At 69.8% G+C, this 17,502-nt stretch carries 18 protein-coding genes; 5 read left to right on the forward strand and 13 right to left on the reverse strand.

Going from position 1 to position 17,502, the window contains the following annotated elements:
• The first annotated feature begins 15 nt into the window (after positions 1-15).
• Entirely contained in the window at positions 16-765 is a 750-nt protein-coding gene (locus tag IE180_RS00740) for an ABC transporter permease (RefSeq protein ID WP_190154763.1), read from the forward strand.
• 13 nt (positions 766-778) lie between these two features.
• Positions 779-1,351, forward strand: a complete 573-nt coding sequence (locus tag IE180_RS00745; protein ID WP_190154764.1) for a cob(I)yrinic acid a,c-diamide adenosyltransferase — start codon at positions 779-781, stop codon at positions 1,349-1,351.
• On the opposite strand, the gene IE180_RS00750 is transcribed toward IE180_RS00745, so the two are convergent.
• On the reverse strand, positions 1,268-1,891 hold the full coding sequence (locus IE180_RS00750) for a hypothetical protein (RefSeq protein WP_190154765.1): 624 nt from the start codon (positions 1,889-1,891) through the stop codon (positions 1,268-1,270). The two genes, IE180_RS00745 and IE180_RS00750, sit on opposite strands and share 84 nt — an antisense overlap.
• Positions 1,892-2,053: 162 nt before the next feature.
• Here IE180_RS00750 and IE180_RS00755 point away from each other — a divergent pair, with 162 nt between their 5' ends.
• The 3 genes from IE180_RS00755 (at position 2,054) to IE180_RS00765 (ending at position 5,861) form a co-directional block, all read left to right on the forward strand.
• On the forward strand, positions 2,054-3,232 hold the full coding sequence (locus IE180_RS00755; RefSeq protein ID WP_190154766.1) for a sensor histidine kinase: 1,179 nt from the start codon (positions 2,054-2,056) through the stop codon (positions 3,230-3,232).
• The gene (locus IE180_RS00760) at positions 3,229-3,891 is read left to right on the forward strand and encodes a response regulator (protein WP_190154767.1); all 663 of its coding nucleotides are present in this window, start codon (positions 3,229-3,231) and stop codon (positions 3,889-3,891) included. The genes IE180_RS00755 and IE180_RS00760 overlap by 4 nt, the downstream gene beginning before the upstream one ends.
• 122 nt (positions 3,892-4,013) lie before the next feature.
• Positions 4,014-5,861, forward strand: coding sequence for a glycoside hydrolase family 18 chitinase (locus IE180_RS00765; RefSeq protein ID WP_506005087.1), 1,848 nt, complete (start codon positions 4,014-4,016; stop codon positions 5,859-5,861).
• A gap of 55 nt (positions 5,862-5,916) precedes the next feature.
• Here the strand turns inward: IE180_RS00765 and IE180_RS00770 are convergent, their stop codons facing one another.
• The 12 genes from IE180_RS00770 to glyA all read right to left on the reverse strand — a co-directional run bounded on the left by IE180_RS00770 (position 5,917) and on the right by glyA (position 17,289).
• Positions 5,917-6,363: a DUF2550 domain-containing protein gene (locus IE180_RS00770; RefSeq protein ID WP_190154768.1), complete on the reverse strand. Its 447-nt coding sequence runs from the start codon at positions 6,361-6,363 to the stop codon at positions 5,917-5,919.
• A 146-nt stretch (positions 6,364-6,509) separates the two neighbouring features.
• Positions 6,510-6,884, reverse strand: a complete 375-nt coding sequence (locus tag IE180_RS00775; RefSeq protein WP_190154769.1) for a F0F1 ATP synthase subunit epsilon — start codon at positions 6,882-6,884, stop codon at positions 6,510-6,512.
• Positions 6,885-6,996: 112 nt separating this feature from the next.
• Positions 6,997-8,439: a F0F1 ATP synthase subunit beta gene (gene atpD / locus IE180_RS00780; protein WP_190154770.1), complete on the reverse strand. Its 1,443-nt coding sequence runs from the start codon at positions 8,437-8,439 to the stop codon at positions 6,997-6,999.
• Positions 8,439-9,356, reverse strand: coding sequence for a F0F1 ATP synthase subunit gamma (locus IE180_RS00785; protein ID WP_190154771.1), 918 nt, complete (start codon positions 9,354-9,356; stop codon positions 8,439-8,441). The genes atpD and IE180_RS00785 overlap by 1 nt, the downstream gene beginning before the upstream one ends.
• A 20-nt stretch (positions 9,357-9,376) precedes the next feature.
• Positions 9,377-10,972, reverse strand: a complete 1,596-nt coding sequence (atpA, locus tag IE180_RS00790; protein WP_093874068.1) for a F0F1 ATP synthase subunit alpha — start codon at positions 10,970-10,972, stop codon at positions 9,377-9,379.
• Positions 10,973-11,123: 151 nt separating this feature from the next.
• Positions 11,124-11,939: a F0F1 ATP synthase subunit delta gene (locus IE180_RS00795; RefSeq protein ID WP_190154772.1), complete on the reverse strand. Its 816-nt coding sequence runs from the start codon at positions 11,937-11,939 to the stop codon at positions 11,124-11,126.
• A complete protein-coding gene (locus IE180_RS00800) occupies positions 11,936-12,481 on the reverse strand; it encodes a F0F1 ATP synthase subunit B (protein WP_190154773.1) in 546 nt (181 codons plus the stop codon). Before IE180_RS00800 ends, IE180_RS00795 begins: the two co-directional genes overlap by 4 nt.
• Before the next feature lie 41 nt (positions 12,482-12,522).
• Positions 12,523-12,780, reverse strand: coding sequence for an ATP synthase F0 subunit C (gene atpE / locus IE180_RS00805; RefSeq protein ID WP_093874070.1), 258 nt, complete (start codon positions 12,778-12,780; stop codon positions 12,523-12,525).
• A 91-nt stretch (positions 12,781-12,871) separates the two neighbouring features.
• Complete coding sequence (gene atpB, locus IE180_RS00810) at positions 12,872-13,681, reverse strand: F0F1 ATP synthase subunit A (protein ID WP_190154774.1); 810 nt, start codon at positions 13,679-13,681, stop codon at positions 12,872-12,874.
• 225 nt (positions 13,682-13,906) lie between these two features.
• Entirely contained in the window at positions 13,907-14,320 is a 414-nt protein-coding gene (locus IE180_RS00815; protein WP_190154775.1) for a Cg1360 family ATP-synthase-associated protein, read from the reverse strand.
• 264 nt (positions 14,321-14,584) lie between these two features.
• On the reverse strand, positions 14,585-15,934 hold the full coding sequence (locus IE180_RS00820) for an MraY family glycosyltransferase (RefSeq protein ID WP_190154776.1): 1,350 nt from the start codon (positions 15,932-15,934) through the stop codon (positions 14,585-14,587).
• Between the two features lie 107 nt (positions 15,935-16,041).
• The gene (glyA, locus tag IE180_RS00825; RefSeq protein WP_190154777.1) at positions 16,042-17,289 is read right to left on the reverse strand and encodes a serine hydroxymethyltransferase; all 1,248 of its coding nucleotides are present in this window, start codon (positions 17,287-17,289) and stop codon (positions 16,042-16,044) included.
• Between the last annotated feature and the right edge of the window lie 213 nt (positions 17,290-17,502).

A 17,502-nucleotide genomic window follows, 5' to 3' on the forward strand; every position in this document is an offset into this window, starting at 1 on the left:
CCAGGAGTCCACACGATGCTTCTCCACGACACCGCGGTCCTCTTCGGCCGCTACGCCCGGCAGACCCTGCGCTCGCCGTTCCAGATCTTCTTCGGCGCCCTGACGCCGCTGCTCTACCTGTTCTTCTTCGGCCCGCTGCTCACCGGGCTCCCGCTCGGCCGCGCGGGCGACTCCTGGCAGGTCCTCGTCCCGGGCCTGCTGCTCCAGCTCGGACTCTTCGGGGCCTCGTTCGCGGGGTTCGCCGTCATCATGGAGAAGAACTGGGGCGTCCTCGAACGCATGCGGGTCACCCCGGTCAGCCGTCTCGCGCTGCTCCTCGGCCGGACCCTGCGGGACACCGTCCTCTTCCTCTTCCAGGCCGTCCTGCTCGTCCTCGCCGCCCTGCTCATGGGCCTGCGGGCGCCGCTCCCCGGCATCCTCGTCGGCTTCGGCTTCGTCACCCTGCTCACCTTCTCGCTCGCCTCGCTGTCGTACGTGCTCGCGCTGCGGCTGCCCAGTCCGCAGGAGTTCGGCCCGGCGATCAACACCCTGGCCATGCCCGCCATGCTGCTGTCCGGCCTGATGCTGCCGATGGCCCTCGCGCCCGGCTGGCTCGACGTCCTGTCGCACTTCGTGCCGTTCCGCTATCTGGTGGACGCGGTACGGGACGCGTACACCGGGCACTACGCGACCGCGACGATGCTGTACGGCGTCCTCGCCGCGGCCGGACTCACGGTGCTCGCCGTGACGGTCGGCACACGGACGTTCCGCGGGGCCGAGGCGTAACTACGCTGGACCCATGGTCAATCTGACGCGCATCTACACCCGTACCGGCGACAAGGGCACCACGGCGCTCGGCGACATGAGCCGGACCGCCAAGACGGATCTGCGGATCTCGGCCTACGCCGACGCCAACGAGGCCAACGCCGCCATCGGGACCGCCATCGCCCTCGGGCAGCTCGACGAGGACGTCGTGAAGGTCCTCGTCCGGATCCAGAACGACCTCTTCGACGTGGGCGCCGACCTCTGCACGCCGGTGGTGGAGGACCCCGAGTACCCGCCGCTGCGCGTCGAGCAGGCGTACGTCGACAAGCTGGAGGCCGACTGCGACCGCTTCCTGGAGCCGCTCGACAAGCTGCGCTCCTTCATCCTGCCGGGCGGCACGCCCGGTGCGGCCCTGCTGCACCAGGCGTGCACGGTCGTCCGGCGGGCGGAGCGCTCCACGTGGGCGGCCCTGGAGGTGCACGGCGAGACGATGAACGCCCTGACCGCGACGTACCTCAACCGGCTATCGGACCTGCTCTTCATCCTTGCCCGGACCGCGAACAAGGAGGTCGGGGACGTGCTCTGGGTCCCCGGCGGCGACCGCTGAGCGGGCCCCCGGGTCCTCCTTCCGCCAGACGAAGTAGCTGAGCGCGATCAGGCCGTGGATGCCCACGGCCCGCCAGGCACCGTACATCCAGCTCCGCAGGCTCTCGGTGTTCCCGTCGTCGCCGACGTACGCCATGGCCAGGAGCAGCAGGACGGTGGCGACGGCGCCGCCGGCCAGCGTGCCCAGCCAGATCCCGCCCTCGTGGCGGGCGCGCGCCGCGCCGTGCTTCGGGGGCCTCGGGGGCGGCGGGCCGCCGCCGAGACGGTGGGCGGCGTGGCCGTCGAGCCATCGCACGGTGCGGTGGCCGTGGCCGACGGTGTAGCCGATGTAGAGCGCGGCGAGGCCGTGCTCCCAGCCGGGGTCCGCGCCGTTCTCGAGGTCGATCGCGGTGGCGACGAGGAGCACGAGCTCCAGGACCGGCTCGGCGAGCAGCAGCGCCATGCCCGCCCGGGGCATCCCCAGGAGGTAGCGAGTGGTGAGGCCGGCGGCCAGCAGGACCCAGAAGCCGACCTCGCAGAGCACGATCAGCGTGACGATCACGGCGGTTCCCCTTTCGGTTCCCCTTCAGCGTCCCGTGCGGCCGGGGCCGACGCGTCGTCGCCGGTGACGACGTCCGTCTACATCCTTCGGCGGAGGCCGGCACGCGCGCGCATCGGCCCTGACGAGGAGGTTCCCGCGCGTGGGGGCGTGTTGGATGAGGACGTGACGCTCCCCCGCCCGCACCGCATCGACCTGACCATCGCCGTCGTCGGCCTCGCCGGCGGGCTGGTCCTGTGGTGGTTCGGTCTGCACACCCAGCTGGACCGGCCGTTCACCCAGCGCTGGGCGACCCTGGTGCCGCTCGTGGTGATGGCCGGGTGCGAGGCGGCGCGCCGGACCGCGCCCCGGACGGCGCTGTCCGTCGGCACGGTCGCGATCGTCGCGGACCAGTTCACGTACGGGAGCCTGGTCACCGTCCTGATGTTCACGGACGTCGTCTACGCGGCCGTCGTGTACGGGGCGCCCGCCCACGCCCGCCGCGTCCCGTACACCACCGGACTCGTCACGGTCGGGGTGACGATCGGCTTCCTGGTCTGGTGGCAGAACGCGTACGCGCTGCTCGTCGGCGTGCTCACCGGCATGATCTCCTTCCTGCCCGCGATCACGGGCGCGGTCGTCCGCAACCACCGGGAGGCGGCGGGCGCGGCCAGGCTGCGGGCCGAACAGACGGCGCTGCTCGCCGAGATGGACCGGGTTCAGGCGGTGGCGGCCGAGCGGGCCCGGATGGCGCGCGAGCTGCACGACGTGGTCGCGAACCACCTCTCGGCGATCGCGATCCACTCCACGGCCGGGCTCTCCCTCGACGAACCGGCCACCACGCGGCGGGCGTTGACGGTGATCCGGGAGAACAGCGTGGCGGGCCTCGCCGAGATGCGGCGGCTCATCGGGCTGCTGCGGGACAGCGGCGGGGAGCCGGAGCCGGGGGCCGTGCCGAGCCTCGACGCCCTGGACCCGCTGCTCGCGCGGGCCCGGACGAACGGTTCGGCGGGCGGCCTGGAGTTCGTCCTGGAGGACACCCGTCCCCCGGGCGGCTCCCTGCCGGCGCCGGTGGAGCTGGCCGCGTACCGGATCGTCCAGGAGTCGCTGGCCAACGCGGTCAAGCACGCCGCCCCCGGTACGGTCAGGGTGCGGGTCGGCCGGTCCGGCGGGGCGCTGACGGTGGCGGTGGACTCGCCGTACGGGCGGCGGCCGGGGCCGGGCGCGCCCGGCACGGGTTCGGGCCTGGTGGGCATGCGGGAGCGCACGGAGCTGCTCGGCGGGGAGTTCCGCGCGGCGGCCTCGGGGGCGGTATGGCAGGTGCGGGCGGTGCTGCCCGCGGACGAGAGGGCGGGGGACGCATGACGGTGCGGGTGGTGGTCGCCGAGGACCAGTCCGCGGTGCGGGCGGGGCTCGTGCTGATCCTGGGCAGCGCGCCGGACATCGAGGTGGTCGGCGAGGCGGCGGACGGCGAGCGGGCGGTGGAGCTGGCCCGCGGGCTGCGGCCGGACCTGGTCCTGATGGACGTGCAGATGCCCCGGATGGACGGGGTGACGGCGACCGGGATCGTCGTGGCGGAGGGCCTCGCCGACGTCCTCGTGCTGACCACCTTCGATCTCGACGCGTATGTGTTCGGGGCGTTGCGGGCGGGCGCGGCGGGCTTCCTGCTGAAGGACGCGGACGCCCGGGAGCTGATCGAGGCGGTGCGGACGGTGGCGCAGGGCGAGGGGCTGATCGCCCCGGCGGTGACCCGGCGGCTGCTCGCGGAGTTCGCCGCGAGCAGCCGTCCGGCGCGGCCGGAGCGGGGGACGGGCGCGGCGGATCCGGCGCGACTGGGCGTGCTGACGCCCCGGGAGCGGGAGGTGCTCTCCGCGCTGGGGCTCGGTCTGTCGAACGCGGAGATCGCGGTACGGCTCGACATGGCGGAGGCGACGGTGAAGACGCACGTCAGCAAGGTGCTGGGGAAGCTGGGGCTGCGGAGCAGGGTCCAAGCGGCGGTGCTGGCGCAGGAGTGGGGGGTTTAGCAGTTCTTTGCCGACGTTGGTCTGGACCTCTTGACGATTGGTCCAGACCTTCCTACGCTCGCGGGGCGCGCGCACCTTTCGGACCACCCCCACCTTGTCCGTCCGCAACTTGAGGAGCACCGTTGAGCACTCAAGCACCGACGCGCAGAGCAGGGTTCAGACACCGGACCGCCGCCGGACTGACCGCCCTGATCCTGCCCCTGGCCGCCATGGTCGGCCTCGCCTCCCCCGCCGAAGCCGCAACCTCGGCCACCGCGACCTACACCAAGACCCAGGACTGGGGCACCGGCTTCGGCGCCAACTGGACCGTCAAGAACACCGGCACCACCACCATCAGCTCCTGGACCGTCGAGTGGGACTACCCCTCCGGCACCGCCGTCACCTCCGCCTGGGACGCCACCGTCACCGGCTCCGGCACCCACTGGACCGCCAAGAACGTCGGCTGGAACGGCACCCTCGCCCCCGGCGCCTCCGTCTCCTTCGGCTACAACGGCACCGGCTCCGGCGCGCCCACCGGCTGCAAGATCAACGGAGCTCCCTGCGACGGCACCACCCAGCCGGGCGACAACCCGCCCTCGGCCCCCGGCGCCCCCGTCGCCTCGAACATCACCGACACCTCGGCGAAGCTCACCTGGACCGCGGCCACCGACGACAAGGGCGTCAAGAACTACGACGTCCTGCGCGACGGCACCAAGGTGACCACCACCACCGGCCTCACCTTCACCGACAGCGGCCTCACCGCGGGCACCGACTACTCGTACACCGTCGTCGCCCGCGACACGATCGACCAGACCGGCCCCGCCGCCGGCCCGGTCGCCGTCCGCACCACCGGCGGAGGCGGCGGCCAGCCCCTCCCGAACGCCGTGAAGATGGGGTACTTCACCAACTGGGGCGTCTACGGACGCAACTACCACGTGAAGAACATCGTGACCTCCGGCTCCGCGTCGAAGATCACGCACATCAACTACGCCTTCGGCAACGTCCAGAACGGCAAGTGCACCATCGGCGACGCCTACGCCGACTACGACAAGGCCTACACCGCCGACCAGTCCGTCGACGGCGTCGCCGACACCTGGGACCAGCCGCTGCGCGGCAACTTCAACCAGCTCCGCAAGCTGAAGAAGGCCTACCCGAACATCAAGGTCCTGTGGTCCTTCGGCGGCTGGACCTGGTCCGGCGGCTTCGGCCAGGCCGTGCAGAACCCGACCGCCTTCGCCCAGTCCTGCTACGACCTGGTCGAGGACCCGCGCTGGGCCGACGTCTTCGACGGCATCGACCTGGACTGGGAGTACCCCAACGCCTGCGGCCTGTCCTGCGACACCAGCGGCGCGGCCTCCTTCAAGAACATGATGCAGGCCATGCGCGCCAAGTTCGGCGCCAACAACCTGATCACCGCGGCCGTCACCGCCGACGCCTCCACGGGCGGCAAGATCGACGCCGCCGACTACGCGGGCGCCGCCCCGTACATGAACTGGTTCAACGTCATGACGTACGACTTCTTCGGCGCCTGGGAGGCGAAGGGTCCGACGGCCCCGCACTCCCCGCTCACCTCGTACGCCGGCATCCCGCAGCAGGGCTTCAACTCCGCCGAGGCGATCGCCAAGTTCAAGGCGAAGGGCGTCCCCGCCGACAAGCTCCTCCTCGGCATCGGCTTCTACGGCCGCGGCTGGACCGGCGTCACCCAGTCCGCCCCCGGCGGCACGGCGACCGGCCCGGCGCAGGGCACGTACGAGCAGGGCATCGAGGACTACAAGGTCCTCAAGAACTCCTGCCCGGCCAACGGCACCGTCGCGGGCACGGCGTACGCCCACTGCGGCACCAACTGGTGGAGCTACGACACCCCCGCCACCGTGAGCTCGAAGATGAGCTGGGCCAAGAACCAGGGCCTCGGCGGCGCGTTCTTCTGGGAGTTCAGCGGCGACACCGGCAACGGCGAGCTGGTCGGCGCCATCAACAGCGGACTGAGCTAGCGCACGTGAAGGAGCGGGGGACGGCGCAGCACGCCGCCCCCCGCTCCTTCACGTCTCACGCGACGTTCACCCTCTGCCCGGGAGGCGCCGCCTCCAGCCAGGCCATGAAGCCCGTCCGGGCGTCCTCGCTCATCGCGAGCTCCAGGCGGACGCCCTCGTACATGCAGGGCTGGATCACGGCGTCGGAGAGCAGCGCGAGCTCCTCCTCGCCCTCCGGCATCCGGCGCTCCAGGGCCACGATGGAGGAGCGCTCCAGGACCCGGCGCGGGCGGGGCGAGTAGGAGAAGACACGGAACCAGGAGATCTCGTCACCGCTGTAGCGGGCGACGCCGTACACCCAGCCCTTGCCGGTCGGATCCGGCTCGTCGGGGACGTCCCAGCGCAGCGAACAGTCGAAGGTGCCGCCGGCGCGCTGGATCAGTCTGCGGCGCAAGCCGAAGACGAAGAGCCCGATCACCACCAGTGCGACGACCAGGCCGCACACGAGCAGAGCGAGGAACATCTTCACCGACCTCCTCGCTGCGTCCCGTAGCCGGCACCGCCGGCAGAACCGAATACGACCTGCATCTGCATCGCCTCAGCCGCGACACGCTCCGGAGTATTCCGGACCGTGCCGCGGCTGAGGGCACTCCTGCTCGGCGCGGACCGTCAGCGGACCGCTACCGCGCGCAGCCGGACCTCGGCGCGCCGCTCGGCGGCGGCGTCGGAGTCCGTCTTCGCACGCTCCAGCGCGCGCTCGGCGCGCCGGGCGTCGATCTCGTCCGCCAGCTCGCAGACCTCCGCGAGCAGAGACAGCTTGTCGTCGGCGAACGAGATGAATCCGCCGTGGACGGCGGCGACGATCGTCCCGCCCTCGCTCGTACGGATGGTCACCGGGCCCGACTCCAGCACACCGAGCAGCGGCTGGTGGCCGGGCATGACGCCGATGTCGCCGGAGGTGGTACGCGCGATGACCAGGGTGGCCTCGCCGGACCAGACACTCCGGTCCGCGGCGACCAGCTCGACGTGCAGCTCAGCAGCCAAGGGTGGCTCCTCGGGTCACCACCCGGCGGTCGTGCCGGGTGTTGGGGTCAATTCTAGGGGGCGTGGAGAGGGGGACGGGACGGATCCCGTCCCCCTCGGGCGAGCACGGGGCTCAGGAGACGCCGAGCTCCTTGGCGTTGTTCTTGAGGTCCTCAAGACCACCGCACATGAAGAACGCCTGCTCCGGGAAGTGGTCGAACTCACCGTCGCAGATCGCGTTGAACGCGGCGATCGACTCGTCGAGCGGAACGTCCGAACCGTCCACGCCGGTGAACTGCTTCGCCGCGTGGGTGTTCTGGGACAGGAAGCGCTCGACACGGCGGGCGCGGTGGACGACGAGCTTGTCCTCCTCGCTCAGCTCGTCGATACCGAGGATCGCGATGATGTCCTGGAGGTCCTTGTACTTCTGCAGGATGCCCTTGACCCGCGAGGCGGTGTCGTAGTGGTCCTGCGCGATGTAGCGGGGGTCCAGGATCCGGGACGTGGAGTCCAGCGGGTCCACGGCCGGGTAGATGCCCTTCTCGGAGATCGGACGGGAGAGAACCGTCGTCGCGTCGAGGTGGGCGAAGGTGGTCGCCGGCGCCGGGTCGGTGAGGTCGTCGGCGGGGACGTAGATCGCCTGCATCGAGGTGATCGAGTGACCACGGGTCGAGGTGATGCGCTCCTGGAGGAGACCCATCTCGTCGGCCAGGTTCGGCTGGTAGCCCACCGCGGAGGGCATGCGGCCGAGCAGGGTCGACACCTCGGAACCGGCCTGGGTGAAGCGGAAGATGTTGTCGATGAAGAACAGCACGTCCTGCTTCTGCACATCGCGGAAGTACTCCGCCATGGTCAGACCGGCGAGGGCCACACGGAGACGGGTGCCCGGGGGCTCGTCCATCTGGCCGAAGACCAGGGCGGTCTTGTCCAGAACGCCGGACTCTTCCATCTCCGCGATGAGGTCGTTGCCCTCACGGGTGCGCTCGCCGACGCCGGCGAAGACGGAAACGCCCTCGTGCAGCTTGGCCACACGCATGATCATTTCCTGGATGAGAACGGTCTTGCCGACACCGGCGCCACCGAACAGACCGATCTTTCCACCCTTGACGTACGGGGTGAGAAGGTCGACGACCTTCAGGCCGGTCTCGAACATCTCGGTCTTCGACTCGAGGTCCGCGAACGCCGGGGCCTTGCGGTGGATGGACCACCGCTCGGTGACCTCGGACTCGGCCTCGGGCTCGTTCAGGATCTGGCCCAGCGTGTTGAACACGCGGCCCTTGGTGACGTCGCCGACGGGCACCGTGATGCCGTCGCCGGTGTCGACCACGGGGGCCTGGCGGACCAGACCGTCGGTGGGCTGCATCGAGATGGTGCGGACGATGCCGTCACCGAGGTGCTGCGCGACCTCGAGGGTCAGCGTCTTGAGCTTGCCCTCCTCGGCCGGGTCGGCGACCTCGACGTGCAGGGCGTTGTAGATCTCCGGCATCGCGTCGACGGGGAACTCCACGTCGACGACCGGGCCGATGACCCGGGCGACGCGGCCCGTGGCGGCGGCCGTCTCAACAGTGGTCGTCATTACTTGTCACTCCCCGCGGTCGCGTCGGCCAGGGCTGCGGTGCCACCGACGATCTCGCTGATTTCCTGGGTGATTTCGGCCTGGCGGGCCGCGTTGGCAAGTCGGGAGAGATTGTTGATCAAGTCTCCCGCGTTGTCGGTGGCCGACTTCATCGCGCGGCGGGTGGCGGCGTGCTTGGAGGCAGCCGACTGGAGCAGCGCGTTGTAGATCCGGCTCTCGACGTAGCGCGGCAGAAGGGCGTCGAGGACGTCCTCCGCCGACGGCTCGAAGTCGTACAGCGGACGGAGGGTGTCCGGCTCGCCGGCCTCCTTCGCCACCTCGTCGAGGCTGAGGGGCAGCAGCCGGGCCTCGACCGCCGTCTGGGTCATCATCGAGACGAACTCGGTGTAGACGATGTGGAGCTCGTCCACACCACCCTCGGCCGTCTCCTTCTCGATGGCCTCGATCAGCGGTGCCGCGATCTTCTTGGCGTCCGCGTACGTGGGCTCGTCCGTGAAGCCGGTCCACGTGTCGCTCAGCCTCCGCTCACGGAAGTTGAAGTGCGCGACGCCACGGCGACCGACGACGTAGATGTCGACCGCCCGGCCCTCGCCCTCCAGCTTCGCGATGAGCTGCTCCGCCGCCTTGATGGCATTGGAGTTGAAGGCACCGGCCAGACCGCGGTCGCTCGAGAGGAGCAGGACCGCGGCACGGCTCGGGTTCTCCGCCTCGGTGGTCAGCGGGTGCTTGTCGTTCGCACCCGTGGCCACCGCCGTGACCGCGCGCGTGAGCTCGGTCGCGTACGGAGTCGACGCCTGCACCTTGCGCTGCGCCTTGACGACACGCGAGGCGGCGATCATCTCCATCGCCTTGGTGATCTTCTTCGTCGCGGTGACGGATTTGATGCGACGCTTGTAGACCCGGAGCTGCGCTCCCATGAGTCAGGTCCCTTCCGTCGTCACTTCGAGACGTTGACGGCGGGAGCGTCAGCGCCGAGCAGCTTGCCGTCAGAGGTCTCGAACTGCTTCTTGAACTCCGCGATGGCGTCGCCGACGGACTGCAGCGTGTCGTCCGACATCTTGCCGCCCTCGCGGATGGAGGTCATGAGGCCCGAGTGGTTCTGGCGCAGGTACGCCAGCATCTCGGCCTCGAAGCGACGGATGTCGGCGACCGGGACGTCGTCCATCTTGCCGGTGGTGCCGGCCCAGACGGAGACGACCTGGTTCTCGGTCGGCATCGGCTGGTACTGAGCCTGCTTGAGCAGCTCGACCATGCGCTGACCGCGCTCCAGCTGCGCCTTCGACGCGGCGTCCAGGTCGGAACCGAAGGCGGCGAACGCCTCGAGCTCGCGGAACTGGGCCAGGTCGACACGGAGGCGACCGGAGATCTGCTTCATCGCCTTGTGCTGGGCGGAGCCACCGACTCGGGAGACCGAGATACCGACGTTCAGGGCCGGGCGCTGGCCGGCGTTGAACAGGTCGGACTCCAGGAAGCACTGGCCGTCGGTGATGGAGATGACGTTGGTCGGGATGAACGCGGAGACGTCGTTGGCCTTCGTCTCGACGATCGGCAGACCGGTCATCGAACCGGCACCCAGCTCGTCCGAGAGCTTCGCGCAGCGCTCGAGGAGACGGGAGTGCAGGTAGAAGACGTCACCCGGGTAGGCCTCACGGCCCGGCGGGCGGCGCAGCAGCAGCGACACGGCGCGGTAGGCGTCGGCCTGCTTCGACAGGTCGTCGAAGACGATCAGGACGTGCTTGCCCTGGTACATCCAGTGCTGGCCGATGGCGGAGCCGGTGTACGGCGCCAGGTACTTGAAGCCGGCCGGGTCGGACGCCGGGGCGGCGACGATCGTCGTGTACTCGAGCGCGCCGGCCTCTTCCAGGGCGCCGCGAACGGACGCGATGGTCGAGCCCTTCTGGCCGACGGCGACGTAGATGCAGCGGACCTGCTTGTTCACGTCGCCCGAGCGCCAGTTGTCGCGCTGGTTGATGATGGTGTCGACACAGAGCGCGGTCTTGCCGGTCTGACGGTCACCGATGATCAGCTGACGCTGACCACGGCCGACCGGCGTCATGGCGTCGACGGCCTTGTAGCCGGTCTCCATCGGCTCGTGCACCGACTTACGGGCCATAACGCCCGGGGCCTGCAGCTCGAGGGCGCGGCGGCCCTCGGTCGCGATCTCGCCGAGACCGTCGATCGGGTTACCGAGCGGGTCGACGACGCGACCCAGGTAGCCCTCACCGACACCTACGGAGAGGACCTCGCCGGTGCGCTGCACCGACTGACCCTCCTCGATGCCGCTGAACTCGCCGAGGACGATGGCACCGATCTCGCGCTCCTCGAGGTTGAGGGCGAGACCGAGGGTGCCGTCCTCGAACTTCAGCAGCTCGTTCGCCATGGCCGAGGGAAGACCCTCGACCTTCGCGATACCGTCACCGGCCAGGCTGACCGTGCCGACCTCCTCGCGCGAGGCCGCGTCCGGCTGGTACGACTGGACGAAGTTCTCCAGTGCGTCCCGGATCTCCTCCGGCCGGATCGTGAGCTCCGCCATCTGGGTTCCCTGCTCTCCTTGTTGGGCCCGAAGTTTCTTAAGGGGTCTGGGGGCCGACCCCCAGGAATCTTCTGCAATCTCTGCACGGCCCAACCGGGCCGCTGGTGATGCTGTGTTGCTGTACTGCCTTGTGCTGCTGTGGTCGCTGCCGTCAGCCGGCCAGTCGACGGGTCGCCTCGCCGAGGCGCTCCGCGATGGAGCCGTCGATGATCTCGTCACCGACGCGCACCGTGATCCCGCCGAGGACCGCGGGGTCCACGTCCAGGTTCAGGTGCATCTCGCGGCCGTACAGCTTCGCCAGTGCGGCACCGAGGCGCTGCTTCTGCCGGTCCGACAGCGGCACCGCCGAGGTGACGACGGCGACCATCCGGTCCCGGCGCGCCGCGGCGAGCTTGGACAGGGACTCGAGTCCCGCTTCCAGGCTACGTCCCCGGGGCTGGGTCACCAGACGGACGACCAGGCGCTCGGTGGTCGCGTGGGCCTTGCCGCCGAGCAGGCTGCGCAGCAGCGTGCCCTTCGCCGTGGCCGTGGCGGCCTTGTCCGTCAGCGCCGAGCGCAGCTCGGTGCTGGAGGACACGATCCGGCCGAACCGGAACAGCTCGTCCTCGACGTCGTCGAGGGCGCCCGCCTTCTGCGCCGCGGTGAGGTCGGCGGTGTTCGCCAGCTCCTCGGTCGCGTCGACCAGGTCGCGCGAGCGCGACCAGCGGGAACGCACCATGCCGGACACCAGGTCGACGGTCTCGCCGCCCACCTGTCCGCGCAGGAGTCGCTGCGCGAGCTCGGCCTTGGCCTCACCCGACTGGGCGGGGTCGGTCAGGACCCGACGCAGCGACACCTCGCGGTCGAGCAGCACGGTGACGGCGGCCAGCTCGTCCGCGAGCTTCTTCGCGTCGACCGGCGTGTTGTCGGTCAGCGCGTCGAGGGACTCACGGGCGGCGGACAGTGCCTCGCGGCTCGCTCCGTTCATCGGACAGCCTCGGCCTTCTCCTCGAGCTCGTCGAGGAAGCGGTCGATGGTGCGGCTCTGGCGGGCGGCGTCCTCGAGGGACTCGCCGACCAGCTTGCCGGCCAGGTCGGTCGCGAGCTTGCCCACGTCCTGACGCAGCGACGCGGACGCGGCCTTGCGGTCGGCCTCGATCTGCGCGTGGCCGGCCGCGATGATCTCCTCGCGCTGGCGCTGGCCTTCCGCCTTCATCTCCTGGATGATCGCGGTGCCCTGCTCCGTGGCCTCCTGGCGAAGACGCGCGGCCTCGTGGCGAGCCTCGGCGAGCTGGGCCTTGTACTGCTCCAGCACACTCTGAGCCTCGATCTGGGCCGACTCGGCCTTCTCGATGCCACCCTCGATGGCCTCGCGGCGCTCGTCCAGAACCTTGTTGATGTTCGGGAGGAGCTTCTTGGCGAGGAAGCCGAAGACGATGACGAAGGCGATCAGGCCGATGACGAGCTCGTCGAGATGCGGGATGAGAGGAGGCTGCGCCTCTTCACCCTGCGCAAGAAGCAGAGCGTTCACATCAGTGCCTTCCGTAAAAAGAATCGGGCAGTCGGTCCGGCTTACTGGTAGACGAAGCCCATGACGATGCCGATGAGGGCGAGCGCCTCACAGAAGGCGAAGCCCATGATCTGGTTGGTACGGATGAGACCGGCGGCCTCGGGCTGACGGGCGAGCGCCTGCGTACCGTTACCGAAGATGATGCCGACGCCGACGCCGGGGCCGATCGCGGCGAGGCCGTAACCGATCGACGCGACGTTGCCGACGACGTTCTCCTTGGCGCCGGCGGCGAGGTTGACCATGTCGAGAGCAGCGGACATGCCGTTACTTCCTTCTCTTTCAATGACCCGGTGGGGGTTGGCCACCGGACGACTGATGGTTTCGGGGGTGGAGCTACGGTGCCGGGGAGGCTCAGTGGTGCTCGGAGAGCGCGCCCTGGACGTAGCTGCAGGCCAGGAGGACGAAGACGTACGCCTGGACGGCCTGGATGAAGAGCTCGAAGGCGGTCATCACGAGGACCATCACGAACGAGGCGCCGGCGTAGACGAAGCCGAGGCCGTTCATGAGGTACCAGGTGGCCAGCGAGAACATCACGATCAGCAGGTGGCCGGCGAACATGTTCGCGAACAGTCGCACCGCGTGCGTGAAGGGCCGGATCAGCAGGTTCGAGAAGAACTCGAGGACGACGACCATCGGGAGGATGGCACCGAGGGACTTGTCGTAGCCGACGATGTTCTTCCAGCCACCCACGAAGCCGTGCTTCTTGAAGGTGAGCGAGATCCACATGAAGTACACGATCAGCGCGAGACCGGCCGGGAAGGCGATCAGCGAGGTGACCGGGAACTGGGCGAGCGGAACGATCGACCAGAGGTTCATGATCCAGACGAAGAAGAACAGCGACACCATGAAGGGGACGTACTTCTCGCCGTCCTTCTTGCCGATGATCTCGTAGACGATGCCGCGGCGCACGAAGTCGTATCCGGCCTCGCCGACCATCTGCATCTTGCCGGGGATCAGCTTGGGCTTGTTGAAGGCGGCCCAGAAGAACCCGACGACCACGATGGAGCCCAGCAGAGCGAGCAGCATCGGCTTCGTGATGTCGATGCCGGCCACCGTGGCGATGGGCTCGTACATGAACGTGTGCAGGCCCGGCGCCGGGAAGCCACATCCAGAGAAGATGTGGCAATCCGGGTCGAAGGCAAGCGTCTGGTCAGCACTCACCGCGGGCTCCTTCAGCGTGGCGCATAGGTACGGCAACCTCGTTGTGTCGGCGCGGCGCGCAGCCGCGGGTCGGCACTGGACTGGTCTTACGGATAAGGGGGCGGCGGTTCGGCATCGAGCCTCTCGCTGGGACAGGCGCCGTTTCGGATGCCCGCGTCCGCAGTGCCGCAGTTGGCACCGGACGATAGCAGGAAGCCGAACTCGGCTTTATCCCGGCCCTACCCTTCACGACCTGGACCCCGTGTTTCCGGGGTCGATGTACGTGATCTTGGCCTTCATGTAGGCCCGGGCCTGTGCGGCGACCCACACCACGGTCGTCGCGAGCAGCGTGAAGGCGAAGGCCTTGAAGTCGAACAGGGTCGTGTTCTTCAGCAAGGCCAGGAAGATGAAGAGCACCAGCAGCTGGGCCGTGTAGAGCATGAGCCCCATGGCCTGGAAGAGGTGCGGAAGCGACTTCGCCGTCCGCTGGAGAACCAGCTGCCCGATCCCCATGAAGAGGATGACCACCAGGGTGCCGACGACGGCACCGATCGCACCCTTGCCACCGGCGACCACCCCGCTGACGACCGTGGCGATCGCGCCGACGGCTGCGGAGGGTACGGCGGTGTGCAGAAGGATGCGTGCGTCGTTCGACGGCATGGCGGTGTCTCCGCTTGCTCTGGAGGGGGCGATGGTGTCGTCATGGACGAGCGTAAGCCCGGTCCGAGGTGGGTCTCGGGGCCAACAGACCGTCGCACTACGGTCTTTCGGCACTGTCGCCGGGTCTCGTGAACCGTATCACAAACTATTTGAATAGGTCTTTACCCATACGGTGTGCCAACGGTCACACATGAGAGTTACCCCGCGCGTGTGTGCGCGACAGCGAGGCACCTTGTCTGCTATTGGCCCCGGATGGGGCTTTCGTCAACCTCGCGCCCCGGCCTTACTCCTGTCGGTGAAGCGCGAACGGTGACCGATGGCGGTCGCCCCGTTGACCCCCGCGGGCACGGGCTCCCGCTCCTCCTCGACGGATTCGGCGGACTCGGCGGACTCGGCGGACTCGGAGCCGGCGTCGTCGAGGGACTCCGCCGTCACGGCGGCCGGCTTGCGGCGCCGGTAGCGGGGCGGCACCACGGACTGGGCCCAGCGCGGGGCGCGCGGCGTGAAGCGCGGCAGCAGGAGCAGCACCAGGCCGATCGCGCTGAGCGCGACGACGCCGAGGACGATCCACATCGAGGTCGAGTGGACCGAGTAGGCCAGCGTGCCGAAGGCGATGAGCGCCGACCAGAAGTACATGATCAGCACCGCGCGGCTGTGCGAGTGCCCGATCTCCAGGAGCCGGTGGTGCAGGTGGCCGCGGTCGGCCGCGAACGGCGACTGCCCCTTCCACGTGCGGCGCACGATCGCGAGGACCAGGTCGGCCATCGGGATCGCGATGATCGTCAGCGGCAGCACCAGCGGGATGAAGACCGGCAGGGCGGCGTGGGTGGCCTCACGGGTCGAACCCTCGAAGAGGCGCAGCACGTCGGGGTCGACCTGTCCGGTGATCGAGATGGCGGAGGCCGCCAGGATCAGGCCGATCAGCATCGAGCCCGAGTCGCCCATGAAGATGCGCGCCGGGTGCATGTTGTGCGGCAGGAAGCCCAGGCACATGCCCATGAGGATGGCGGCGAAGAGGGTCGCGGGGGCGGCCGCCTCGATCGTGTAGCCGTACCAGAGGCGGTACGCGTACAGGAAGAAGGCCGCGGCGGCGATGCAGACCATGCCGGCGGCGAGGCCGTCGAGGCCGTCGACGAAGTTCACGGCGTTGATGGTGAGGACCACCAGGGCGACCGTGAGGAGCGTGCCCTGCCAGGGGGTGAGGGCGACCGTGCCGACACCGGGGATCGGCAGCCACAGGATCGTCAGGCCCTGCGCGACCATCACGCCCGCCGAGATCATCTGCGCGCCCAGCTTGATCAGGGCGTCCAGCTCGAACTTGTCGTCGAGGACGCCGATCAGCCAGATCAGGGCGGCGCCGGAGAGCAGCGCGCGGGGCTCGTTGGACTGCTCGAAGACGCTGCTCAGGTTCTGCAGGTGGTCGGCGACGAGCAGTCCCGCGCACAGCCCGAAGAACATGGCGATGCCACCGAGCCGCGGAGTCGGTTCTCGGTGCACGTCACGGGCGCGGATCTCCGGCATCGCCCCGGTCGCGATGGCGAACTTCCGCACCGGACCGGTGAGCAGATAGGTCACCGCCGCCGTGACACAGAGCGTCAGCAGGTAATCACGCACGGGCTGCCCCACAGGAATAGCTGGCCATCTCAGCCCCACACCCTAGCCGTGCCGTCCATGTGGTTGGAGACACCGGGGCCCCCCGAACGGTTGCGCCCGGTCCCCCATCAGTGCCCGTACGGGGGAAATCGGGAGGTCAGCTCCCGTACCTCCGCGCGTACCCGGGCCGTTTCCCCGGCGTCGTCCCGCAACGCGACGGTGAACAGTGCGGCGATCCTCGCCATCTCCGGGGTGCCCATCCCCTGCGTGGTGACGGCCGCGGTGCCGAGCCGGATGCCCCGGCCCTCCCCGTGCGGCAGGGCGCAGGTGTCGAGCACCATGCCGGCGGCGGCGAGCCGTGCGCGGGCGGTGCGGCCGTCGACCCCGAGCGGCGCGGGATCGGCGGTGATGAGATGCGTGTCCGTCCCGCCGGTGGTCACCGCGAAGCCCTCGGCGGCGAGGGCGGCCGCGAGGACCTTCGCGTGTTCGACCACCTGATGGGCGTACGCCGTGAACGCCGGGGCGGACGCCTCGCCGAAGGCCACCGCCTTGGCCGCGATCGTGTGCATCTGGGCGCCGCCCTGCGTGAACGGGAACACCGCCCGGTCGACCGGGCCCGCCAGTTCCTCGCCGCACAGGAGCATTCCGCCGCGCGGCCCGCGCAGCACCTTGTGGGTGGTCGCGCAGACCACGTCGGCGTACGGGACGGGGCTGGGGGCCGCTCCCCCGGCGACCAGGCCGATGGGGTGGGCGGCGTCGGCGATCAGGTACGCCCCCACCTCGTCGGCGATCTCGCGGAAGACCGCGTAGTCGAGGTGACGGGGATAGGAGATCGACCCGCAGACGATCGCCTTGGGCCGGTGGTGGCGGGCGAGCGCGGCGACCTGCTCGTAGTCGACGAGCCCGGTCTCGGCGTCGACGCCGTAGGGCACGAAGTCGAACCACCGCCCGGAGAAATTGGCGGGCGACCCGTGCGTGAGGTGCCCGCCGTGGCCGAGGCCCATGGCCAGGACCGTGTCACCGGGCCTGAGAAGGGCCGCGTACGCCGCCAGAACGGCCGAGGAGCCGGAGTGGGACTGCACGTTCGCGTGGTCCGCTCCGAAGAGCGCGGTGACCCGCTCGACGGCGATCCGCTCGACCGCGTCGGCGTACTCGCAGCCGCCGTGGTGCCGGGCGCCGGGGTAGCCCTCGGCGTACTTGTTGGCGAGCGGGGAGCCGAGGGCGGCGAGGACGGCGGGCGAGGTGAAGTTCTCGGCCGCGATCAGCTGCAGACTGTCGGCCTGCCGCCGCACCTCGCCGAGCAGCACATCGGCGACCTCGGGGTCCTGTCGGCGCAGGACGTCGAGCTCCTCATCGGGGGGTGCGGTGACGGACATGGCTGGCTCCGGACGTGGAGGGATGTCAGCACCAATGTAGGCAGCCGCACCCCGCCCCGCCTGTCGACTCCTCCCGACGCGCCCCTCGCACCGCTCGGCCCCCGGAGGGCCTCCCCGGCTCCGGCGCGCTGCGGCGGCCTCCGACCGCCGGAGGTGGCCGGGGCCGTCGGCGCCGGACCGGAGCGTCCGTGGACGCCCTCGGCGTCGGGTCGA

Origin of the sequence: Streptomyces litmocidini (assembly GCF_014649755.1) — a bacterium.
GTDB classification, from domain to species: domain Bacteria; phylum Actinomycetota; class Actinomycetes; order Streptomycetales; family Streptomycetaceae; genus Streptomyces; species Streptomyces litmocidini.

Excerpts from the sequence above, each read along its gene's own strand:
- IE180_RS00740 (WP_190154763.1), top strand. The coding sequence starts at position 16 with ATGCTTCTCCACGACACCGCGGTCCTCTTCGGCCGCTACGCCCGGCAG.
- IE180_RS00745 (WP_190154764.1), top strand. The coding sequence starts at position 779 with ATGGTCAATCTGACGCGCATCTACACCCGTACCGGCGACAAGGGCACC.
- IE180_RS00760 (WP_190154767.1), top strand. The coding sequence starts at position 3,229 with ATGACGGTGCGGGTGGTGGTCGCCGAGGACCAGTCCGCGGTGCGGGCG.
- IE180_RS00770 (WP_190154768.1), bottom strand. The coding sequence starts at position 6,363 with ATGTTCCTCGCTCTGCTCGTGTGCGGCCTGGTCGTCGCACTGGTGGTG.
- atpD (WP_190154770.1), bottom strand. The coding sequence starts at position 8,439 with ATGACGACCACTGTTGAGACGGCCGCCGCCACGGGCCGCGTCGCCCGG.
- IE180_RS00785 (WP_190154771.1), bottom strand. The coding sequence starts at position 9,356 with ATGGGAGCGCAGCTCCGGGTCTACAAGCGTCGCATCAAATCCGTCACC.
- atpA (WP_093874068.1), bottom strand. The coding sequence starts at position 10,972 with ATGGCGGAGCTCACGATCCGGCCGGAGGAGATCCGGGACGCACTGGAG.
- IE180_RS00795 (WP_190154772.1), bottom strand. The coding sequence starts at position 11,939 with ATGAACGGAGCGAGCCGCGAGGCACTGTCCGCCGCCCGTGAGTCCCTC.
- atpE (WP_093874070.1), bottom strand. The coding sequence starts at position 12,780 with ATGTCCGCTGCTCTCGACATGGTCAACCTCGCCGCCGGCGCCAAGGAG.
- IE180_RS00815 (WP_190154775.1), bottom strand. The coding sequence starts at position 14,320 with ATGCCGTCGAACGACGCACGCATCCTTCTGCACACCGCCGTACCCTCC.
- glyA (WP_190154777.1), bottom strand. The coding sequence starts at position 17,289 with ATGTCCGTCACCGCACCCCCCGATGAGGAGCTCGACGTCCTGCGCCGA.